This window comes from Natrinema salifodinae, from assembly GCF_900110455.1.
Taxonomy (GTDB): domain Archaea; phylum Halobacteriota; class Halobacteria; order Halobacteriales; family Natrialbaceae; genus Natrinema; species Natrinema salifodinae.
Genome location: NZ_FOIS01000001.1, coordinates 867,968 through 889,786 on the forward strand (window position 1 = coordinate 867,968; position 21,819 = coordinate 889,786).

Annotated in this window: 19 protein-coding genes; 5 read left to right on the forward strand and 14 right to left on the reverse strand. The window is 65.3% G+C overall.

All coding sequences use genetic code 11. The annotated features are described in order from the left end of the window. Positions 1-49: 49 nt before the first annotated feature. The 5 genes from BMY29_RS04025 to BMY29_RS04045 all read right to left on the reverse strand — a co-directional run bounded on the left by BMY29_RS04025 (position 50) and on the right by BMY29_RS04045 (position 6,013). A complete protein-coding gene (locus BMY29_RS04025) occupies positions 50-283 on the reverse strand; it encodes a hypothetical protein (protein WP_049990758.1) in 234 nt (77 codons plus the stop codon). Beyond that, positions 280-2,295 (reverse strand): TRAP transporter permease, encoded by a 2,016-nt coding sequence (locus BMY29_RS04030; RefSeq protein ID WP_049990759.1) that lies wholly within the window; start codon positions 2,293-2,295, stop codon positions 280-282. The genes BMY29_RS04025 and BMY29_RS04030 overlap by 4 nt, the downstream gene beginning before the upstream one ends. A 67-nt stretch (positions 2,296-2,362) precedes the next feature. Next, entirely contained in the window at positions 2,363-3,397 is a 1,035-nt protein-coding gene (locus BMY29_RS04035) for a TAXI family TRAP transporter solute-binding subunit (RefSeq protein WP_049990760.1), read from the reverse strand. Positions 3,398-3,634: 237 nt separating this feature from the next. Continuing rightward, the gene (locus tag BMY29_RS04040) at positions 3,635-4,855 is read right to left on the reverse strand and encodes a mandelate racemase/muconate lactonizing enzyme family protein (RefSeq protein WP_049990761.1); all 1,221 of its coding nucleotides are present in this window, start codon (positions 4,853-4,855) and stop codon (positions 3,635-3,637) included. Positions 4,856-4,882: 27 nt separating this feature from the next. Continuing rightward, on the reverse strand, positions 4,883-6,013 hold the full coding sequence (locus BMY29_RS04045) for a mandelate racemase/muconate lactonizing enzyme family protein (RefSeq protein WP_049990762.1): 1,131 nt from the start codon (positions 6,011-6,013) through the stop codon (positions 4,883-4,885). Positions 6,014-6,103: 90 nt separating this feature from the next. On the opposite strand from BMY29_RS04045, the gene BMY29_RS04050 reads away from it, so the two are divergent. Then, positions 6,104-7,402, forward strand: a complete 1,299-nt coding sequence (locus BMY29_RS04050; protein ID WP_049990763.1) for a nickel pincer cofactor-dependent isomerase, group 22 — start codon at positions 6,104-6,106, stop codon at positions 7,400-7,402. Between the two features lies 1 nt (position 7,403). Here the strand turns inward: BMY29_RS04050 and BMY29_RS04055 are convergent, their stop codons facing one another. Then, complete coding sequence (locus BMY29_RS04055) at positions 7,404-8,207, reverse strand: IclR family transcriptional regulator (RefSeq protein WP_049990764.1); 804 nt, start codon at positions 8,205-8,207, stop codon at positions 7,404-7,406. A 421-nt stretch (positions 8,208-8,628) separates the two neighbouring features. Here BMY29_RS04055 and BMY29_RS04060 point away from each other — a divergent pair, with 421 nt between their 5' ends. From BMY29_RS04060 to thrC, 4 genes are all read left to right on the forward strand, one after another. Then, positions 8,629-9,414 carry an SDR family oxidoreductase gene (locus tag BMY29_RS04060; protein ID WP_049990765.1) on the forward strand — a complete coding sequence of 262 codons (786 nt, stop codon included), beginning with the start codon at positions 8,629-8,631 and terminating at the stop codon, positions 9,412-9,414. Continuing rightward, entirely contained in the window at positions 9,411-9,761 is a 351-nt protein-coding gene (locus BMY29_RS04065) for a cupin domain-containing protein (protein ID WP_049990766.1), read from the forward strand. The genes BMY29_RS04060 and BMY29_RS04065 overlap by 4 nt, the downstream gene beginning before the upstream one ends. Then, positions 9,758-10,579: a fumarylacetoacetate hydrolase family protein gene (locus tag BMY29_RS04070; RefSeq protein WP_049990767.1), complete on the forward strand. Its 822-nt coding sequence runs from the start codon at positions 9,758-9,760 to the stop codon at positions 10,577-10,579. The genes BMY29_RS04065 and BMY29_RS04070 overlap by 4 nt, the downstream gene beginning before the upstream one ends. A gap of 106 nt (positions 10,580-10,685) precedes the next feature. After that, positions 10,686-11,864 carry a threonine synthase gene (thrC, locus tag BMY29_RS04075; protein ID WP_049990768.1) on the forward strand — a complete coding sequence of 393 codons (1,179 nt, stop codon included), beginning with the start codon at positions 10,686-10,688 and terminating at the stop codon, positions 11,862-11,864. Between the two features lie 18 nt (positions 11,865-11,882). Here the strand turns inward: thrC and BMY29_RS04080 are convergent, their stop codons facing one another. The 8 genes from BMY29_RS04080 to BMY29_RS04115 form a co-directional block, all read right to left on the reverse strand. Beyond that, the gene (locus BMY29_RS04080) at positions 11,883-12,446 is read right to left on the reverse strand and encodes a carboxymuconolactone decarboxylase family protein (protein ID WP_049990769.1); all 564 of its coding nucleotides are present in this window, start codon (positions 12,444-12,446) and stop codon (positions 11,883-11,885) included. A 114-nt stretch (positions 12,447-12,560) separates the two neighbouring features. Next, entirely contained in the window at positions 12,561-13,850 is a 1,290-nt protein-coding gene (locus BMY29_RS04085) for an MFS transporter (protein WP_049990770.1), read from the reverse strand. Positions 13,851-14,511: 661 nt separating this feature from the next. Beyond that, the gene (locus BMY29_RS04090) at positions 14,512-15,876 is read right to left on the reverse strand and encodes a J domain-containing protein (RefSeq protein WP_049990771.1); all 1,365 of its coding nucleotides are present in this window, start codon (positions 15,874-15,876) and stop codon (positions 14,512-14,514) included. Between the two features lie 105 nt (positions 15,877-15,981). After that, positions 15,982-17,331 carry a DNA polymerase IV gene (dinB, locus tag BMY29_RS04095; protein WP_049990772.1) on the reverse strand — a complete coding sequence of 450 codons (1,350 nt, stop codon included), beginning with the start codon at positions 17,329-17,331 and terminating at the stop codon, positions 15,982-15,984. Between the two features lie 93 nt (positions 17,332-17,424). Further along, positions 17,425-18,156 (reverse strand): GNAT family N-acetyltransferase, encoded by a 732-nt coding sequence (locus BMY29_RS04100; RefSeq protein WP_049990773.1) that lies wholly within the window; start codon positions 18,154-18,156, stop codon positions 17,425-17,427. A gap of 394 nt (positions 18,157-18,550) precedes the next feature. Then, the gene (locus BMY29_RS04105; RefSeq protein WP_049990774.1) at positions 18,551-18,880 is read right to left on the reverse strand and encodes a transcription factor S; all 330 of its coding nucleotides are present in this window, start codon (positions 18,878-18,880) and stop codon (positions 18,551-18,553) included. A gap of 84 nt (positions 18,881-18,964) precedes the next feature. Further along, entirely contained in the window at positions 18,965-19,957 is a 993-nt protein-coding gene (locus BMY29_RS04110) for a beta-ribofuranosylaminobenzene 5'-phosphate synthase family protein (protein ID WP_049990775.1), read from the reverse strand. Positions 19,958-20,038: 81 nt separating this feature from the next. Then, entirely contained in the window at positions 20,039-21,370 is a 1,332-nt protein-coding gene (locus BMY29_RS04115; RefSeq protein WP_081985478.1) for an alpha-amylase domain-containing protein, read from the reverse strand. Positions 21,371-21,819: the final 449 nt, after the last annotated feature.

Here is a 21,819-nt window from a genome sequence, read left to right on the forward strand (position 1 = left end):
CCTCTGAAAAGCGCGCGAAGTGTCCGGGACGGGAGCGCGACGCCGACGCTTACGCCGCGAGGTAGAGGGAAAGCCAGTAGAGGTAGCCGCCGGTGAGGACGAGGGCGATGATCGCCTCCGCGAATTTGACGTATGTCCGTCCGTATGCGCTGCGGAAGTCCTGAATCAGTTGAATCCGGCGCCAGATCGGCATGAGCCGTGGCGGAACGATCTCTTCGAGTCCACCGACGTTCTCGGTGTCGACCGCCTCTTCCGGATCGTCGTCGGCAGGGCGCGCGCTCATTGTCCCACCCCCTTGAGGAACGGCAGGTTCCTGTCGCGGACCATCACCTTCTCTATGACGAAGACGCCGGCGAAGAGGGTGATTCCGGCGAGTTTGACGAAGCGGCCGGGATAGACCATCACGATCGTCCCGAGCACGGTCAGCCCCAGCCGCAGTGCGAGCCGGCGGCCCGCTCGCATCTTGAACGGATAGTTCAGACCGTAAATCATCGCGATCGCACCGAGGAGCACCAACGCACCGGCGATCACGGTCGCGAGGCCGAACGACATGGAGACGAGCGCCGGATTGTAGACGAACGCGATCGGCAGGACGAACAGCGGTGCGGCGATCTTGATCGCAGCGCCACAGACCCGCCAGAAGTTCGCCTCGGCGATGCCGGCCGTCACGACCGCGGCTGTCGCGACCGGCGGCGTGATCCCGGCCAGGATAGCGGCGTAAAACACGGTGTAGTGGGCCGTGATCTCGGGAATGTTGAAGTCCGAAATGAGAGTGGGCGCGATGAGGATCGCGACGATGACGTACGCTGCGACCGTCGGCATCCCGATACCCATCAGGATGCTCACGAGCATCGCGAGGAGCACGGCGAACAGCAGGACCCCGCCCGAGAGATCGATCAACAGCAGCGCGATCTTGTTCGGCACGCCGGTCACGCTAAAGATGTCGACGACGCCGTTGACCGCCGCCAGGATGATCGCGATCGGGGCGAGGATGATCGCCCCGCGGCGGAACCCGCGGATCGTGTTCCAGAGCTGCGTGAGCAACTCGTTTAGGAGTTGCATGAGCAACTCGACGGCGTCGGACGCCGATCCGTCATACAACCGCTGGCCCACTGGGAAGAAGACGCCGGTGGTGATCATCGCCACGATCGTCCACAGCGCGGACGTCATCACGGTGTACTGGACGACCCCCAGCAGATAGATCAGGACGAGAAACGGGATCCCGAACCGGACCGCTTCGACCAGTTTTTCCCGGTTGGTCATCCGTTCGTCGAAGAACTCGTCGAAGTCCATCTCCTGGGTGCTCGCGTCGCTGATCGCCGTGTAGTGGACGGCGATGCCGACCGAGGCGACCAGAATTGCCGCCGGAATCAGGCCCGCGACGACGATGTTGAGGTAGGCAACGCCGAGGTACGACGCCATGACGAACGCGGACGCGCCCATAACGGGCGGGAGGACCTGGCCGGACGTCGACGCGACTGCTTCGATGGCCGCCGCGCGGTGGCTCGCCATGCCGCTGTCTTTCATCGTCGGGATAGTGAACGAGCCGGTCATGGCAGCGTTCGCGGTGTACGAACCGTTGATCGATCCGATAACGGTCGACGCGAGCACCGCAGTCTGGGCGACGCCGGACCGGATGTAGTTCGCCGACTCGATCGCGACCCGCAGGATCAGGTCGAACGCACCGTAGGCGAACAGCAGGCCGGCGTACAGGAGGAAGGGGGCGATCCACGCGGCGGTCAGTTGCGTGAGGCTCCCGTAGAACCCGTACAGGTCTGTGACCAGCGACTGCAGGAGCGTCAGTTCGGTCATCCCCCCGTGGTTCAGGATTCCGGGGGCGAGGTCCCCGAACATCCCGTATATAATGACGCCACCGACGAGCCCGAGGAACAAGTTCCCGAACTCGCGCCACGTGAGATACAGGATCGAGACGATGATGAGCCGCGCGAGCATGTACTCGTGATCGAGCGCGTAGCCCTGTTGGTGGACGTAGACGCGTTCGAAGTTGAGGGCGAAATAGACCGACGCCGTTATGAGCACGATCGAGGCGGGCAACAGGACGGCGGCATCGAGTCGGTCACCCTCTTCGAGCGCTTGCCGCGACTGGTCCATCGCGTACACGGTGAGGATTGCACCGATGAAGATCACGCCGTACTTGACTCGAGACATTCCCTGGGTACGGGCCCAGTAGAGGACGATGAGCCAGAACAGGACCGAACTGAGCGTAACGCTGATGTCCAGCAGGCGGGGGAGCCAGGCGGTCGATCGATGCGTGGTTTCGGGTTCTGAATTCATTGTATGGTGTGGTTCGTATTATAATATCTTGGAGTGTCCCCCTCTCGATTCGGATCGGGCGGATCAATTACTCCGGGGTCGGGAGACTATCGTCCCAGGCGTCGTTGTCCTGATAGTACTCGACCGCGCCGGAATGGAAGGGGAACGTGTCGTCTTCGAGGGCCGCGCCGAGCATGTCCTCCGTCGATTCGAAGTCGTTGAACTGCTCTTCGCCCTCGTTGACGGTGTCGTTGTGCTCGTCGACGACGCGACAGAGTTCGTAGACGGCGTCGTCGCTGGCGTCGGGGTGGAAGACGTAGTTGACCTGCAAATCCCAGGTGAACACCTCGTCGACGCCGATGTCCTGCTCGAGCCCCCAGTCGTCGTACGCGATCTGTGAGGTCCCGGCACCGGCGTACGATTCGGCGGATTCGACCAGCGCATCGGTCTCTTCGACGTAGTGGACATCGACGCGGGCGTCGTATTCGGTCACGAAACCGGTGTACCTGACCGGCGGGGTCCCGTAGGCGATCGCGGCGTCGATGCGTTCCTCCTCCATAGCACCGGGGGCGTCGTCGACGCCCATGTCCATGATATTCATCTCATCGTAGACGTCCGCCGTCGGGTCTTGGCTCCAGACGTCGAGCGTCGTTGCCCGCGTCGAGTAACCCGGCTCGGCCGGGTAGACGTTCGCGCCCGCCAGATCGTCGAATGTTTCGATCCCCGTCCCGTCGCGAGCGACGATATAGATGCTGTACGGGAACGCGTAGAATCCCTGATAGGGAATCATATCGACGCCCTCGTCCTCGAAACTGCCACGGTCTTCGGCTGCCTTCGTCATCGAGTTGTTATCGACGATACCGGCGTTGAATTGATCCTGATCGAGCCGGTACAGTGTGCCGATGTATCCCGGGCTCTCGACCGTCGAATAGTCGAGTTCGTCGCTCTCCTGATCGACCGCTCGTTCGACGGCGAGTCCGACGTCTTGCGTTCCCCCGGCGGAGGTTCCGACGCGGAGCTGCATCTCGTCGCCACCACCGCCTAAGCAGCCTGCCACGCCGATCGCGCTCGCGGTCGCTGCCCCTTTGAGAAATTGCCGCCTATCTACACCATTATCTGGCATATACATACGTGGTATCTCATGGCATGCTTAACAATCTATCTGTTTATTCCCTATTGTGATAGGAGTAATTATACCATATAGAGACTATAATAGCATGGCGTTCGATACCGGACATTCGTTCGAATTAGTTCGAAGGGCCCGATTCGGTATTCGATCGCCATCGCGAGATGGCCGTGAGAGTTGCGATGGTGATGATCCACAGAATCGGCGACTAGCGGCCGTGTACCGATTCGATAGCTATTCGAAGCCGTCCGTTCCGTCGAGTCGGTGGTCCTCGGCGACCCCCTCGTCCAGTTCGATCCCGAGGCCAGGCGCCTCCGGCACCTCGATGTATCCGTCCTGGATAAGCGGCTCGTCGCGCGTGTGCAACTCGTCCCACCAGTCGACCTCGAGGGCGTGATACTCGAGGACGTCGAAGTTCGGGATGGCAGCGCCGAGATGCACGCAGGCCATCGTCCCGATCGGACTGCAGACGTTGTGTGGGGAGATCGGCATGTAATTCTCCTCGGCGCGATCCGCGATCCGCATCGTCTCGCCGAGACCGCCGACGGTCGTCGGATCCGGCGTCACGATGTCGACGCCGTGGTCGTAGATCAGGTCGGAGAGTTCGTGGACGCGGAAGCGGTTCTCACCGGTCGCGACCGGCGTCTCCGTCGCTTTCGTGACCTCGATCTGCGCGGCCGTGTTCTCCGGCGGAATCAAGTCCTCGAGCCACATGAGGTCGTAGTCCTCGAGCTTGTACGCCAGGCGCTTCGCGCTCTCGACCGAGTAGTCCCAGTGACAGTCGAACGCGAGGTCGACGTCGTAGCCGATTTCCTCGCGGACCGCCTCGACGAGCTTGCGCTTGTACTCGACGGCCCCGTTGCTGAGCCGACCGTTGAACGGGTCCGGGTCGTTGTCCATCTCGAGGTCGAGGTCGAACTTGAGCGCGGTAAACCCCATGTCGACGACCCGCCGCGCCTCGTTCGCGTATGCCTCGGGGGAGTACGCGTCGGCGTCGGCGTACTCGGTGTAGCCGTCCTCGACGGCGTAGGCTTCGCCCGCGTGACAGTCGCAGTAGATCCGGATCTCGTCGCGGAACTTCCCACCGAGCAGCTGATAGACGGGGACGTCGAGGATCTTGCCGGTGATGTCCCACAGCGCGATCTCGATGCCGGAGGCGGCGGTGATGACCTTGCCGGTCGTCCCGCCGTGACCGGACATCTCCTGGATGATCCGCCTGTAGAGCCGCTGGACGTCCAGCGGGTTCTCGCCGATCAGGAACCGCTTCGCGTACTCGACGAGTTCCGGCACGCCGCCGCCCCGGTAGGACTCGCCGATCCCCGTGACGCCGGCATCGGTCTCGATCTTGATCAGGTTCCATTCGAAGTTCCCTTCGACGACGCAGGTCTGGATGTCGGTTATCTCGACGTCGCGGTCCGCGTCTCGGTTCGATATCTGGTTCGAGAAGTCTTTCATGGTGCTGGTGAGTTCGGCTAGTCGATTTCAGTTCGCCTGGTACGATTCGTACGTCCGGTTGAAGTCCGCAAGCGCGTCCGCGTCTAACTGCACGCCGTGGCCGGGGGCATCCGGGAGCGGAATCGTCCCGGTTCCGTCGGGCCGGAGCGGGGTTTCGACGATATCGTCGAACACCTTCACGTCCATGTCGCGGTAGAAGTACTCCACCCAGAGCCCATTCTCGATCGCGCCGAGCAGCGACGCGTGCAGGTTCCAGTTGTAGTGGGGTGCGATCCGCACGTCGTTGGCCGCCGCGTAGTGGGCGATCTTGAGCCACTCGGTGATCCCGCCACAGACGGTCGCGTCGGGCTGGAGGATGTCAGCGGCGCCGTCGTCGGACAGTCGTTCGAAGGAATAGCGCGGTCCCTCGAGTTCGCCAGTCGCGACCGGGTACGGGATCGCCTCGTTGACATCGGTCATCGCGCCGACGCTATCGATCATAACCGGTTCCTCGATGAAGTACGGATCGTACGGTTCGAACGCGCGACACGCTCGGATCGCTTCCGTCGCGCCCGACCAGGCGCCGTTCGCGTCGAGCAACAGCGTCCGATCGGACCCGATCTCGTCGCGGACGGCCGCCACGCGGTCGGCTTCCTCGGAGATCGACCGGCGACCGACCTTCATCTTGACGACGTCGTGTCCCTCATCGAGGTACCGGCGCATCTCCTCGCGGAGTCCCTCGTGGCCCTTCTCGTCTCGGTAGTAGCCGCCGCTCGCGTAGGCGGGGACCGTGTCGGCGTGGCCGCCGAGGAGTTTGTACAGCGGTTGGTCGGCCGCCTTCGCCTTGATGTCCCAGAGGGCGATATCGACGGTCGATATCGCCCGGAGAAGCACGCCGCTCCGTCCGATCTGGACCGTCCCGTCGAACATCTCGCGCCACAGCCGTTCGGTGTCCCGCGGATCCTCGCCGACGACGAGCGGTTCGAGCAAGGATTCGACCGCATCGGCGATCAGTCCCGCGCCCTCGTAGCCAAGCGAGTAGCCGACACCCTCGCGTCCGCTTTCGGTCCGGACGTACGTGATCGCGTGATCGCGATAGGTGAGCGTCCGGTTCGAGAAGGACACCGGCTCTTCCAGCGGTATCGCCACTGGAAAGGACTCGACGTGGTCGATCTCCATACCATGAGACTGAGGGGCACGGTAAAATCGACTCATATACCGGCAATTATTTCCACAGTAAACTATACGTCGGGAGACTAGACGTGGGGTATGGAGTTCCCCGACCAGAGCGACATAGCCGATCTCATCGATCCGCAGCCGCACCCGCCGTTCGCGCGCGTCAGTTACGAACCGTCTACCGAGACCCTGACCGATCCGCTAGCGACGGTCCGGTCGGAGCTGGATCGGCTCCCGTTAGACGAGATAGAGCCCGGCGCGACGGTCGCCGTCGGCGTCGGCAGCAGGGGGATCCACCGGATCGACGACGTCGTCGCTGAGACGGTATCGGTCGTCGAGGAGCGCGGGTTCGAGCCGGTCGTCGTCCCGGCTATGGGTAGCCACGGCGGTGCGACTCCCGAAGGGCAACGAGAGATCCTCGCGGCGCTGGACGTCACCGAAGAGCGGATCGGTGCGCCGATCGACGCCCGGATGGACGTCGAGCAACTCGACGAGATAGACGTCGACGGGACGACGACGCCCGTCTACTTCTCGGCCGCCGCGCTCGAGGCTGACGCGGTCATGGTGATCAACCGAGTCAAGCCGCACACGAACTTCACCGGCCGGATCGAGAGCGGACTCTGCAAGATGCTCACCGTCGGACTCGGCAAGCAACGGGGCGCCCAGGCGTTCCACTCGACGGCGATCGAGCAGGGATACGTGCCGACGATCGAATCGCTCGTCGCGGCCATCAGGAAGTCGGTCCCCCTGCTCGGCGGGCTCGCGCTGGTGGAGAACTTCCACGAAGAGACGGGCCACATCGAGGCGATTCCGGCGCCGGAGCTCGAGGAGCGCGAGCCGGCCCTGCTCGACCGCGCTCGCGAAGAGATGGCGACGCTCCCCGCCGACGAGATCGACCTGCTCGTCGTCGACGAACTCGGGAAGGAGATCTCCGGCGCGGGGATGGATACGAACGTGATCGGCCGATATCGTGTCCTCAACGCGCCCGATCCGGAGACACCCTCTATCAAACTCATCTACGCCCGCGGGCTCACGGACGCAACCAGCGGCAACGGGAACGGGATCGGCCTGGCCGATATCACTCGCCAGGCCGCCGGCGAGCAACTCGACTTGCGGAAGACCTACGCGAACGCCCTGACGAGCGGCTCGCTCGCCAAAGCGAAGCTCCCGCCCGTCGTACCGAACGACGAACTGGCGATGCGAGTCGCGCTGAACGCGCTCGGCGGTTACGACCCGGAGACGGTCCGGATCGTCTGGATCGAGAACACGACCGACCTCGCCGAGTTCTACGTCTCGGAGGCACTGCTTGAGGACATCGACGACGGCGTCACTGTCGAAAATCGGGTACAACTCGCTTACGACGACGGAACGGCGGCGTTCGAGCCCGTCTGATTCACTCGACGACGTGATCGTTCGAACTATCAGGTGACGAGTAAGTGATGTTCAGTTCGAGTTCGTTCGCGGCCGCGAGCAGGCGGTCCGGAAGCTCGTCCTCGAGCCGCTCTCCGGTCAGCCGGTTGGACGGCCCCGCGACAGCGAGCGCCCCGAGAACCGCCCCATCGCGTTTGACGGGGACCGCGGCCCCGTTGATTCCGTCGACGTGCTCCTCGCGGTTGAAGGCGACGCCGCGCTCGCGGACCTCCTCGAGTTCCGCGTAGAGCTCCTCGCGGTCGGTGATGGTGTTCTCGGTGAGCGACGGCAGCTCCCACCGGTCGAAGATGTCGTCGACGCGCTCTCGCGGGTAGTGCGCGAGTATCGATTTGCCCGCCGACGACGAGTGGAGGTGGATCTGCCGACCGACGCCGAACCCGGCGCGGACGGCCTTGCTGCCGGTCGCCATGTGGATGTAGATCCCGAGTCCGTGATCTTCGACGACGAACTGCGATCGCTCCTGGGTTTCCTCGGAGAGGGTCTGGACGTACTGCTTCGCCATTCCGTACGCCGGGTCCCTCATTTGCGCCGCTCGGCCCAACCGCACGAACCGGAGTCCGATCTGATACCGTTCTCCCACCCGCGACACGTACCGGAGATCACAGAGCGTGTTGAGGTGCCGGTGCGCTGTGCTCTCGGTAATATCGAGTTCGGCGGCGATCTCGGAGAGCCGGGCGGGACCGTTCTCGTGGAGTTCGTGGACGATCTCGAAGCTCGTTTTCGTGCTCCCGATCCGATTTCCGCCACCAGTGTTTCGTTCCATCATACCACTCCATGATCGATCATGGGTTAAAAATTCCGCCATATGGAATCATCCCTCTCGGTCCCTATTTTCGCGCCGAATCGATCGATTCGATTCCGAGACTGGTCGCTCAACGGCTTCGACGGCCGACTTTCGAACCGTATTACGGAATGTTCGTCCGACCGAACCGAGACGAGACTCTCCTGAATTACATGCCTATGTTTGTAAATATCTGTGTGGTGTGCGATAGCTATTACCTCAATTCTATGGGAAGCAACGTTTCGTTCGCGGTTCTGGGCCGCGTAGCCGCGACGACGGCGTCTCTTTCTCCGTTCGAGCGGTCCGGTTCCGCAATACGGAGCGTATGGGTGCGTCGGAGAGCAGAGTGGTACGAGTTACCGCAACACAAATCTTTTTGCTCTTCTCCTCGGGGATTACGGACGAAATGGATCTCCAGATTACTGACAATGCGGCGCTGGTCACGGCGTCGTCCAGCGGGCTCGGCAAGGCGTCCGCGAAGGCGCTCGCTCGGGAAGGCGCGAACGTCGTCATCAACGGGCGCGACGAGGATCGACTCGAAGCGGCGAAAGCGGAGATCGAAGACGTCGCCGCGGGTACCGTCGTCGCTCGACCGGGCGATCTCACGGATGAGGACGACATCGAGGCGCTGGTCGAGACGACCGTCGACGAGTTCGGCGGTATCGACCACCTCGTGACGAGCGCCGGCGGACCCCCCTCCGGTCCGTTCCTCGACACCGACGACGAGGACTGGTACCAGGCCTACGAGCTGCTCGTGATGAGCGTCGTGCGCCTGGCCCGCGAGGCCGAGCCGCACCTCCGCGAGGGCGAGGGGACGATCGTGAACATCACGTCGCGAAGCGTCAAGGAGGCCATCGACAGCCTCGTGCTGTCGAACTCGGTCCGCATGAGCGTCATCGGTCTCGAGAAGACCCTCTCCCAGGAGTTCGCGCCCGAAGTGCGGGCCAACGCGGTGCTCCCGGGTCCACACGAGACCGAACGGATCGAGAGCCTCGTCGAGCAGGCGGTCGATCGCGGGGACTACGACTCCTACGAGGAGGGCCTCGACGACTGGGCGAGCAACCCCCTCGACAGGATCGGCGATCCGATGGAACTGGGCAACACCGTTGCCTTCCTCTCGTCGCCGCTGTCGGGCTATATCAACGGCGAGAGCGTCCTGATCGACGGCGGCTCCACGGGGGCGAACCTATGAAGCCGGTCGACTTCGACGACGCGGCGACTTACGAACCCGACGAGGGCTGGCGGCGGGTCTCACTGGCCGGTAGCGACCGGTTCTCGTTCGAGTGGTTCGAGAAGCCGCCGGGCCACAGCTCCCCGATGCACCATCACGAGAACGAACAGGTCTGTCTCTGTCTCGAGGGCGAACTCACCGTCGCGAGCGAGGACGGCGAGTCGGTCACCCTCGAACGGTACGACTCCGTCCTGCTCGAGTCCGACGAACCCCACAAGGTCGAGAACACCGGCGACGAGCGGGCGGTCGGCCTGGACGTGTTCGCGCCCGGCCGATCGTTCGACTTCTGGACCGACCGAGACGAATGAAGTACCTCGCACGAACCACCGACAGCCGACCGCTGCTCGGGGATGACGAGGGATTCGTCCCGCTCTCGTCGGCCGCCCCGGATGTCGCGAGCGTTCGCGAGGCGCTCCCCCTCGCTGCGAGCGGGCGGCTCCCCGACACGGACGCGGCCCCCGCCGATCGGATCGATCGGCGACACGTGCAGTTCGGTCCGCCTCTCGAACGGTTCGGCAAACTGTGGGGCATCGGGCTGAACTACGCCGAACACGCCGGCGACTTGGACGAGCAACGGCCGGACGAGCCCGCAAGCTTCCTGAAGCCGACGAGCGCCGTCACCGGGCCCGGCGGCCCGATTCAACTCCCGCCGGCCGATCAGAGCGACGGCGTGACGGCCGAGGCCGAACTCGCCGTGTTGATCGGGCGAGAGTGTCGCAACGTCGCCGAAGACGAGGTCGACGACGTGGTTGCGGGATATCTCCCCATCATCGACATGACCGCGGAGGACGTCCTCCAGCGCAACCCGCGGTTCCTGACGCGAGCCAAGAGCTTCGACTCGTTCCTCGTCGTCGGACCGACGATCGCCGTCCCCGACGAGCCGCCGCGCCTCGAAGACGTGACGGTCCGGACGATCGTCAACGAGACGGTCGCCGCCGAAAACGAGGTTCGGAACATGCTGTTCCCGCCGCGGGAGATCGTCTCGTTCCACTCCGACGTGATGACGCTCCAGCCAGGCGATCTCTTCAGTACGGGAACGCCCGGTGCGGAACCGATCGAACCGGGGGATCGCGTTCGCGCGACCGTCGAGACGATCGGCGACGTCGACGCGCCGGTCGTCCGCTGACGGGCACCCCGTCCGCGGCTCGCCGTCGACCGGAACCGCCGCTCGCCGCTCCGGGTCAGGCGGCGGTTGACAAAGCGTTTACCGCCTCGACGCGAGGTCCTCGGTAATGGCACGAACGGTATCCTGCTACGACTGCGGGAACACGTACGCGTTCGACGAGCGAAAGCGCTGTGCGTGCGGCGAACCGCTCTGGTTCGAGACGACACCGGACGAGTTCGCCTGGGACGACGCGGGTGCGATCGACGACGCGTGGCGCTACATCGACGCGCTCCCCGTCTCGAACCCGACCGGCGTCGCGCCCGGCGGCACTCCACTGGTCCGCGCGGAGCGCCTCGACGAGTACGCCGGCTGTACCCTCTCGTTGAAACACGAGGGACAGAACCCGACCGGTAGCTTCAAAGATCGAGGCAGCGCCGTCGGGATCGGGTACGCCCTCGAGGCTGGTCAGGCGTGGGTCGGAACCGTCTCCCACGGCAACATGGCGTTGAGTATGAGCGCGTACGCCGCCGGTGCGGGGCTCGACTGCGCCGTGTTCGTGCCCGCCGACACCCCCGCGGAGCGACTCGAACTGATCGGCCGCCACGACCCGGAGATCTTCCGGGTCGAGGGCGACTACGGGCGACTCTACGCGGACACCCTGTCGCTCGACGCCCCCGTGAACTTCGTCAACTCCGATACGCCGCTTCGCGTCGCCGGGCAGAAGACGGTCGCCTACGAGATCGTCGAGCAGTCGGCTCCGGACGCGCCCGACGCGATCGTCCTTCCGGTCAGCAGCGGTGGCCAGGCGAGCGCGGTCTGGAAAGCGCTCCGGGAACTGGAAACGGCTGGCGCGATAGACGAGATTCCGCGACTCTACTTCTGTCAGGCGGCCGCGTGCGACCCGATCGCGGCCGCGTACCGGGACGACGAGCCGCGGGTCACGCCGGTGACCCCCGAGGAGACGATCGCCGTCTCGATCGCGAACGCCGATCCGCCGAGCGGAACGCGAGCGCTCGCGGCGGCGCGCGAGACCGGCGGCGCGGTCGTCTCGGTCCCGGACGCGGCGATCCGCGACGCGATGGACCGACTCGCGACGCGGGTCGGACTCTCGGTCGAACCCTCGAGCGCCGTCGCCGTCGCCGGCGTTCGCCGCCTGGCGCAGCGGGGCGAGATCGAGCCGAGTGACGACGTCGTCACCGTCCTGACTGGCTCGGGCTACAAGGAGCGGTACGACGCCGACGTCCGGAGCCGAACGATCGACCTCGACGACGTCGAGCGGGAACTCGCGTCGGTCGTCGGCCGCTGACCCGTTCGCGGAGCGCTGCTACGTCGCTGATCGAAACGGCGGCGATTCGTCCGGGCGGACCTCGAACGCGTTCAGCACGCAGGCGAGCATCGCGTAGTAGCCCGCGGTCGCGGTCAGTTCCACCAGGCCCCGGACGCCGAAGCGTTCCTCGGCTCGTCGAAACGTCCGCTCGGAAACTCCGTGGTCGCGGAGCAGTGCTCGGACGTACCGGACGACGAGAGCGTCGGCGTCCGGCACCGCGTCGAGCGCATCATCGGTGGCGACCGCGTCGATGGTCGCCGTCGGGACCCCCTCTCGTCGGGCAATCGGCTCGTGGAAGACCCATTCGTAGGCGCAGTCGAACTCGCGTGCGGTCGCGAGGATCGCCAGCTCCCGTTCTCGACCGGCGAGTGCGCTCTCGAAACGGACATACGCTCCGAGACGTCCCACTCTCTCGGCCAACTCCGGGTGCTGCAAAAGTACGGGGAACGGCCCGCTGACGTCGTCGCGACCCTCCGCGATACTGTCGTACCGGTCGCGCTGATTCGGCGGTAGCTCGTCTCTCGTCGAGATCGTTGGAATCCGTGGCGATCGCTCGTCCATCACCGGTCCGTCGGTGGTCCATGGTATTAATCTGCACGGCCCTGTCCGCGTCGGAACGATGCTGTCTGAAACGCGTCCAAACCGGCCGACTAACTGACTCCACCCCCGTGACTGTCAGTCGCCGTCCACGTTCGCCGCGCGGGTCCCATTCGCCGCGTCGCCGGTGACGAGCAGCGAGCCGCTGAGCAGGCAGGCCAGGACCGCGACACCGGCGAGCGTCGCGAACATCGGGACGATCCCAAAGCCGTCGTAGACGACGCCGGTGAGCGCGGCACCGAGCGCGCCGACGCCGAACGTGCCGACGTACGTGAAGCCGTAGGAGAGCCCGCGAGCGTTCGCCGGCGAGTACCGAGCGATCGTCGCCTGGTACAGGGGCTGGATCAAGAAGAGGACGAAGCCGAGGGCGGCGCTGACCAGCGCGAGCGAGACGGCGCCGGCCCGGGCCGCGGGGACGAAGGCGAGCGCGATGACCGCGAGTGAGCCGAACGCGACTACCAGTCCCCGTTCGGTCGGCAATCGATCGGTGAGTTTCCCGCCGACGTACTGGCCGCCGATGCCGACGAGCAGCAGTCCCGTGTAGAAATACCGCGATGGCTCGAACTCCGACGCCAGCGCGGAGTTGGGATCGAAGAGCCGGAGGTCGCCGATACTCGGTTCGAGCATCGTCGTCAGAATTTCCGGCAGCAACGTCAGCGTTCCGCGGTAGAACAACCCGCTGAGCATGACGATGACGAAAACGAGGGCGAACCCGGTCGCGAACAGGGCCTTCGAGCCGGCCCACAGCTCCGACAGCGACGACGCCGACGGGGCAGCGCTTTCGTCCGCGTCGGCCCGGCGCGCGTTCGCGCCGGCGTGCTCGTCGAACCGAACCGTCAGCGCGTAGCCCGCGACGACGAGGGACGGAAGCGACAGCAGAACGGTGACGAGCCGCCAGTCGACGACGAGCAGGAGGAGCGCGGTCACCAGAGGACCGAGGGCGATACCGGCGTTGCCCGCGACGCCGTGATACGCGAACGCCGTGCCGCGGTCGACGACGCCCGTACTGATCAGCGAGAGCCCCGCCGGGTGGTAGATGCTCGCCGCGATGCCCCAGCAGACCAGCGCCAGCACGAGGACGTGGAGGGTCGGCGCCGCGCTCACGAGGAGAAACGACGCGCTCATGCCGACGAGACAGCAGACGATCAGCGTTCGCGAACCGTAGACGTCGGCGAGGACGCCGGTCGGAAGCGCCCCTAATCCAAACATTGCGTAGCCGGCGGAGACCACGACGGCGAGGGAGCCGATTGAGATCGAGAACGCGTCCACCCACAGGAGCATGAGAATAGGAATCGAGAGCTCGTACGTGTGCACGATCGCGTGCGATAGCATAACGAAACTGATGATAGACCGATCGTTCGCGTCCATACGGTACCCGTTGGTTCGCGGTACCCTGGGTAAAATGTACGTCTTCCAGCAGCGTTTTCGCGATTCTACCGATGCCGACATGAGCTGAGTGATCGCATGCTCGACGGGGTAACTATCGTTCGACTACGAGCACCGTGAGCGCGTCCGAATTCCTGGTGGAACTTCGAGTCCCCCTACGGCGAAAGAGAGACCGAATCTGAGATCCCTCATGGTGGCCCTCAGACGAAACATATCAGACCCAAATCTATTGCGTATAAAATATGTTTGCAACGATGTATGGTTTGCATTTATTTTATCAGACCAGTACTATAGTCGGTAATACTCTAAATACGCCCCTATTTCTGTGTAGTTTAGAGATAAAGACGATTTAGGAACGTATATAAGAAATAGTGGGGTGGGAGATGAGGGATGCGCCTAATATAGCTATCAAGAGAGATCATATCGCTAGATTCGGGATGTAGAGTCGGGCCACTAGATCATATATGGAATCGTATACAACATCAGACGTATCAGTTATATTTCTGTCCTAGGATAAGATCGGATCATGTAACGCAAGCAACTATAGGCAAACGGAAACGACCCCTACGAACGACATCTCGTCCCGGCGCAGCGGTAGACGCGGATTGCCGGCGACACCGCGTCCGGCGTACCCGGCGGGCAATCAGCGACCGAAGTGTTTCCGAATCGTCGCCCGCAGCGGCAGTCCGAGCGCGCCGGCCAGCGGCAGCACGACGAACGCAGCCAGATCGGCCGGGAGCGAAGCGACGCCCGCCGCCGCGGCGCCCAGGCCCACGAGCGGCGCGAGGACCGGCAGAACGTAGAGGTACGACGGCGTCCAGCCCGGCCCGCGCCTGGTGTGGCGGACGATCACGCCGAACAGCAAAGGCATGAGCGTCGCCCCCGCGAGCAGGGGGCCGCCGACCAGGCCCGTCGCGGCCGTTACCGCGAGCGCGACGACGATCGTCTCGTCGATCGTCACCGGGTCCCACCGCTCGGCCGCTTCTCGACGGACCAGGCGGACGCCGACCAGGCAAGCCAGCGCGAGCGCGACGACGCCGGCCAGCGCGGCGTACCACGGCGTCGGCGCCAGCGGCGGCGTCACGAATTCGACGCCTCGAACGAACGCGACCGTCGTGTCGATGCCGTGGCGGCTCTCCGAGAGCAGGGCCCAGAGGCCGGCCGGATCGGTGCCGACGCCGCGCACGTCGGCCCAGAGCGAGCCGAGCGCGGCGCCGTTTTCGCGTCCGAAGTGGCCGAGCCCGACGGCGTAGACGAGCACCGAGAGCCAGATCAGCGGCAGGGAGAAGTTCTGGCGACGCCACCAGCGGACGAGCGGATTGGCGGGCCCCGAATCGGCCGTCCCGGTACGAGTTTCGGTCCCGGTCCCGCTCGCTCGGCCTGGTCCGCGCTCCGATTCGCCGGTCGCGGCCCCGGACGGCCCGCTCGATCCCGAACCGGTTCCGGGTCCCGTTTTCGCGCCTGTCCCCGTTCCGGTCGCACTCGAGGAGTCGGTCGCGGTTCCGGCCGACGCTGCGCCGGCCGCTGACGTCGACGCGCGCGACCCGGCCGCGCCGGTCGTGGCCGAACGCCCCGTTGTCGAACCGCTCACCGTGGCGGCGGAATCGTCGGCGGCTGCCGTCGACGACGCGGTCGACGCCGAGGCCGATGCCGACGCGGATTCGCTCTCCGTCTCGGACTCCGACTCCGAGTAGCTCAGTTCCGTGCCGCTCTCGTCCTCGTCGTCCTCATCATCGTCGCTATCGCTCTTCCAGACGTCGGGCGAGGGGAGGCCGCTGGTCCGCTTGGCGACGTACTCCTCGTGACCCAGTCGGTCGTAGGCCTGGCGCTCGACCGGATCGCCGAGGATGTCGTAGGCGGTCTTGACGGCGGTGAACTGGGCCTGCGCGCGATCGTCGTCGTTCACGTCCGGGTGATAGACCCGGACCTGATCGCGGTAGGCCTCCTTGATCTCGTCCTGGGAGGCGTCGGGAGGGATCTCGAGAAGATCGTAGAAGTCCTCTGTCATATGAACATGGGGCGGTGTGCTGAAGTCTGCTACGGTGATTGTCGGGGAGGGGTTATAATTTCGATGTTCTTTCCGCTCCTGATGACTATCGCTCTGACCGAGTGGTTACGAGAAATCCGCGAGCGAGGTTTGACCGCTCGGTCGGTCGTCGAGCACAGCAGTCGGCTCCGATTCCGACTCTGGCTCCGACTCTGACTCCGTCTCTCGGCTGCGATCCTCGTCCCCCGTCTCGTCCGTGGGATCGGTCTCGACTTCGGCTGCGGGTTCGGAACCGTCGTCGTCCCGTTCCCAACTCGCCAGGCTGGCCTGGTCGGCGGCGGCGAACTCGAGGTTGGCCACGCGGACGCCGACCTTGCGAACGGGCTCGGTCTCGAACTCGGCGAAGAGGTCGCGGGCGACGCGGTCGACCAGATCGGGGTCGTCGATCGGGCCGGACAGCGACCGCTCGCGCGTGTTGACGTCGTACGGCGGCGTGACGGCCTTGACGCCGATGGTCCGGTACAGCGCGCCCTCTCGCCGGGCGCGGTCGGCGACGGCCGCGGCGAGCGTCTCGATCTGTTCGTACTTCGGTTCCGGCTCCGAGACGGGGTCGGCGAAGGCCGATTCCCGGGAGAAGCTCTTAGGATCGCCCTTCGGCTGGACCCGCCGGTCGTCCTCGCCCCGTGCGCGGTCGTAGAGTTCCCGGCCGCGCTCGCCGAACCGCTCGACCAGCGGTTCCGGGTCGGCCGCGGCGACGTCGCCCGCCGTTTCGAGTCCCATTTCCCGGAGTTCGCGGGCGGTTACGGGACCGACGCCGTGGAGCAGGTCCGCCGCCAGCGGGGCCAGGAACTCCCGGAGTTCGCCCGGTCGGACGACCGTCAGCCCGTCCGGTTTGTCGAAGTCGCTGGCGATCTTCGCCGCGCTCATCGTCGGCGCGACGCCGACGCTGACGGTGACGCCGACCTCCCGGCGGATGCGGTCCTTGATGTGGCGAGCGAAGCCGTCGGCGACCTGCCAGGCGGTGCGGTCGGTCACGTCCAGATAGGCCTCGTCGATGCTCACCTCGCGGACGACGTCGGCGCAGTCGTGGAGGATCTCCCGGACGTCGGCCGCGACGGACTCGTAGTAGTCCATGTCGACGGGGCGGTAGTGGCCGGTCTGCTCGCGCGCGACGTCGCTCTCGAGGTCGCCGGACTCGTAGGCCGCGCGCCTGGGGAGCCGTTCGAGCGCCGTCGAGATGGCCTGGGCGCTCTCGACGCCGAACTCGCGGGCCTCGTAGCTGGCGGTGGCGACGGCGCCGATGGTTTCGCCTGGTTCGTATCCCATACCGACCACGAGGGGTTCGCCGCGGAGGTCGGGCTCGCGGAGTCGCTCGCAGGAGGCGTAGAAGCAGTCGGCGTCGACGTGACAGACGATGCGGTCCTCGTCGTCCTCGTCCTCGACATCGACCCCCGGTAGCCGCGGCCCGTCGGACATTCGTCTACCCGTCGATTCGTCCGGACCGATGTGAACGTTGCGCCCCGGACCGGGCCTCGGCCGACGGTCGCTCTCGACGGTCGACGCTGGCGACTACAGCTCGTACGCCATCATCACCTCGTCGATGTGTTCGCCGTCGATCGTGTAGTGGTCCCTGCGGATCGCCTCGGTGTTCCAGCCGTGGACGGTCAGGAATTCGAGCGCGGTGTCGTTGACGACCGGAATGCTGTTGTACACCTTCCGGTAGCCGTTCGCTTCGGCCCACTCGATCCCGCGTTGCAGGAGCGCGCTCCCGATCCCGTGGCCCCGATAGCCCTCGCGAACGCCGACGGTCTGTTGGGCGACTTCCCGGACCGGGTCGACCCCATCGCAATCGAGGTGGGTCCACCCGACGACGTCGCCGTCGACCGTCGCGACGAAGAACGTCCGAGACTGGACCGCGTTGTGCCTGATGACCGTGTTCTCGTACAGGAGCTGCTCGGCGATGGTCTCCGCGACGACGTACGTCTCTTTCGCCGTGACGTCCCGGATTGTATCGACCAGCCCCTCGAAATCCATCTGCCGGGCCGGGCGAATGACGACGGTGAACTCGCCTAAGTCGTGTTTCTCGACGGCACCGAACTCGAGCGCGATCCGTAGCGTTCCGCCGTCCTCCTCGAGGTATCCGTCGGATTTCAGCTCCTCGAGTCGCGTTCGAAACTCCTCCGAAGGGAGGGAGACGACGTCCAGTACCTTGTGACGTTCGACGGTCCCGTGCCGTTCGACGTACTCGTAGATGCGTCTGCTGGCGTCGGACGCAAACGACGGCCGATCAATCGCGTCCATACACGTACTACGAGGAATCCACGCATATTCCTTGCCCATTGTTATCATTCATTACCCGATCGTCGAACGTTACGGTCGATCGGACCGCGTGCATCGGAACGGATCAGGTCAACGTGCGTTTCTATCAGATGAGGACGGCCTGGCGACCGATACGAATCGCCGAAAATCGCGGGTGCTCGAAGATGGTAGCTCGTCTCGAGCGATTACAACTCCGAGATCCGGGAGGTACTCGGCGAGGACCTCTTGCTCCTCGGCTCACTATCGTCCCGGCTAACGCCTCCCCGCTCCGCGATCGTCGTCGGCGCCTCGACGACGATCCGCATCGTCCATCTCGAAGGACCCGCAGGAGTGCGGCCGTTCGCGCCGTTCCTGTCGCTGGAGACTGCCGTGCCAATCAGTTGTACTCCCGCCAGCGGTTTCCACACTCGGTGCACTTGAAGAACCGCGTCGGCGGTTCGTCGGCCGAGGCGGTCTGCTTGAGGGTGTACCAGGCCTCCTCGTTGCTGCACTCATCGCAGACGACGTCGGTGGCCTTCGGCTTCCCCTCGAAGTTGGCCTCCTCGCTGGACTCGATCACGTCGTCGTCGGTCTGGGACTCGGTCGTGACGAACGCGGCTTCCTGCTCGCGGTCCCGGTCGCTCGCGGCGCCGCAGTCCTCGTTCGTACAGACCATGCGGTCGCCCTGTGCTTTCATCATGGAGCCGCAGTCGTCGCAGAATTGCATATCGTGGGCGTACGAACTCGACACGCAAAAATACTCCACTTCGCTCGACTCGCGTTGCCGCTCGCTCCCTGCTCTTCGTCCCCGCTACCGTCGATCACCGGCGTCGTCCGTCCGGGCTCGCGCGCCGGTCTCGGCCGGCTCCGCGAGGAACACTCGGCCGTCGAGTCCGCGGTCCGCGAGCGCGTCCTCGGCCGCGGCTTCGGCCTCCGCGACGTGGGCGGCGTCGGTCACCCCGTAGACGACCGGCCCCCACGAGGACTGGCCGACCCCCGAGAGCACCGGACAGTCCTCCAAGGCCTCGACGAGCGCACCCGCGGGCGGCCGGAAGACCCCGCCCTGCGCGTCGGCGTACCAGGCGCCGTTCTTGCGACCGATCTCGGCGACGGCCTCGCCGAAGGGCTCGAGCCGCCCCGCGGCGACGGCCGGCAGCAGTTTCCGGGTAACGACGCCGGCGATCTCGTCGGAAACGGCGGGATCGGCGCGTTCGACGACCGCGCGCATGCTCGCGTCCTCGTCGTCGCCGCTGCGGCCTGGTTCGGCGTCGGGGACGACGACGAGGAATCGCCAGTCGGCGGGCAGATCGTGGCGGGCGACGACCGGCGGTACCGTCCAGTCACCCTCGGCGGGCGGTTCGGTCGTGAACCGGTTCGTCGGGTGGCCGGCGTCGACGACGAAGCCGCCGTCCTCGAAGGTGGCGACGCCGACGCCGCTGCGGCCGCCTCGGCCCATCGCAGGGGCTCGCTCGCGGACTCGCGGGTCGCGGCCGTGTGCCCGTGCGGTGGCCGTCAGCACGGCGAGCGCGAGTTGGGTGCCGCTGCCGAGGCCGACGTGACGCGGCAGTCGCTCCTCGATCGAAACCGCGACGCCAGGCTCGTCGAGGATCTCCGTCGCGCGGCGGGCGTACGCGCGGACCAGGCGGTCGTCGGCGTCGATGGTCTCGGCCGGTTCGGCGGTGACGGTGACTCGGGGTTCGGCGAGTCCGACGCCGATGCCGCCGTAGAGTCGCTCGCGAGCGAGCGAGAGGTTCTGGAAGCCGACGTGGAGTCGCGCACCCGCGCTGACGCTGACGGTCGCCATGTGTCGCGGCGTAGGGGAAGCGCCGTCAAGGGAATTTCGACGGTGGCAACGATCGTGCGGGATCGACTCCCGATCGGCCGGTCAGGGCGGCGCGTAGAACACCCAGCTCTCGGGCGGCACCCAGACCTCGACCCGTCCGTCGCCGTCGACCTCGACGTCGTCGGCGGTGCCGCTGTAGTCGTTGAGCGTCTCGTTTCGCCAGGTCGTGGACACCTGCTCGCCGCGCCACTCGTCGGTGTCGTTGTTCAACCCGACCAGCAGGTTGTTCTCCCGTTCGTAGATCGCGAGGGCGGAATCGGTGTGGCGCCAGTGCGTCTCGCCGCCGGCGAGATTCGATTTGACCCACACCATGTTGGTGATCGCGTCGTCGTCGAGGATCTCGTCCGGATACAAGTTATACACCATTGGGGTCCCCTCGATCGTGAGGACGTGGGCGTGGGCGAGGTGGTACTGCGACGGCGCGCCCTCGTCGTGGTTCTGGACGAACGGCCAGGCGTGCCACGGATCCTGCGCCACGACGCCGGCCCCTTCGAGGCGGCTCATGTCGCCGTGGTCGAAGACCTCGTCGAGGGTCCAGTACAGCGGGTAGTCGAAGGTGTCCATGCCGGTGTCGATGTAGGTCTGCACGTAGTCGACGCCGCCGTCGAACACCTCGCCGACGCGGTTCATGCCGAGTTCGTCGGCCCACGGATTGGCGTACCGCTCCCAGAACTCCGCTTCGACGTGTTTGACCGCGTCGTACCGGTAGCCGTCCGCGCCAAAGCTCGCGATCTTTTCCATGTAGTCAGAGAGCTGTTCGCGGACGTACGGCGCCGTGTCATCGTGGCCGTGGGTCTCGAGCTGCGCCAGGTCCTTCAGGCCGAGAAGGTTCCCGTGTTCGACCTGATGTTCGTCGTCCCAGTCGTCGATCGATCCGACGTGGGTGTGGAAGTGCTCCTCACCGAACTGCGGGAAGTCGTACCCGCGGTCCGCGGCCATGTGGTTCATCACGCAGTCGACGTACACCTCGAGGCCGTGGTCGTGTGCAGTGTCGATGAGTCCCCGGAGGTCGTCCTCGGTTCCGAACTCGCTGTCGAACGAGCGGAAGTCGACGGGCTGGTAGCCGAGTGGCGGGTCGTTCCGCCCGTCCCGATCGTCCCAGGTCAGTTCGCTCTCCTGGGGCGCCTGGATCCAGATCCCGTCGTAGCCCCGATCGGCGACCCTCGAGAGGTCGTTCGTGATCGTCGGCCAGGTTTCGTGGAAGTACTGGAAGAACACCCGTTCGCCGGCGGCCGCCGTCGCCGTCGAGGCGGCCCCCGCGCCGGCGAGCGAGAGACCGGCCACCGCGGCGCCGCGGACAACCGTGCGTCTGCTGATCGTTCGATTCGGTTCATCGGTTCGATCACTGAATTTGTGATTGTCATTCTCTGACATTCAGCCGTGACGTACTATTTCATCATAGATATATCTGGAGGCAATTGCCGTTACAATTAGCGAACAGGAAGAAAAATGATGGCGGCGCTTCAGACGTCGTCTCTCTCGAACTCCGCGTTTCCGATCACGAGAGGCGTTTCGCCGTGCAGACCGGCGGACGACCTGCGAAGCGACCGGCGGCTTTGACGAATCGCTGCGCTTCCTCGAGGACTCCTATCACTCCCGGTTGGTGCGCCGCGAAGGGACCGTCGTCTACGATCGCTCCCGACGCGATGTCCGCCCGCCGCCAGGCGCGGGCCAAGTACGGGCGGCTCCGCTGGACCTGCCCCGCGGCGATCCCGAATCTGCGGTGCCGAGACTATCGCCGGCACAGGAGTGCTTGTAGACGGATCGTCCCTCTCGAATCGGCTCGATCAGCCGCACCCGTTCGACCGGATCGGATTCGATCG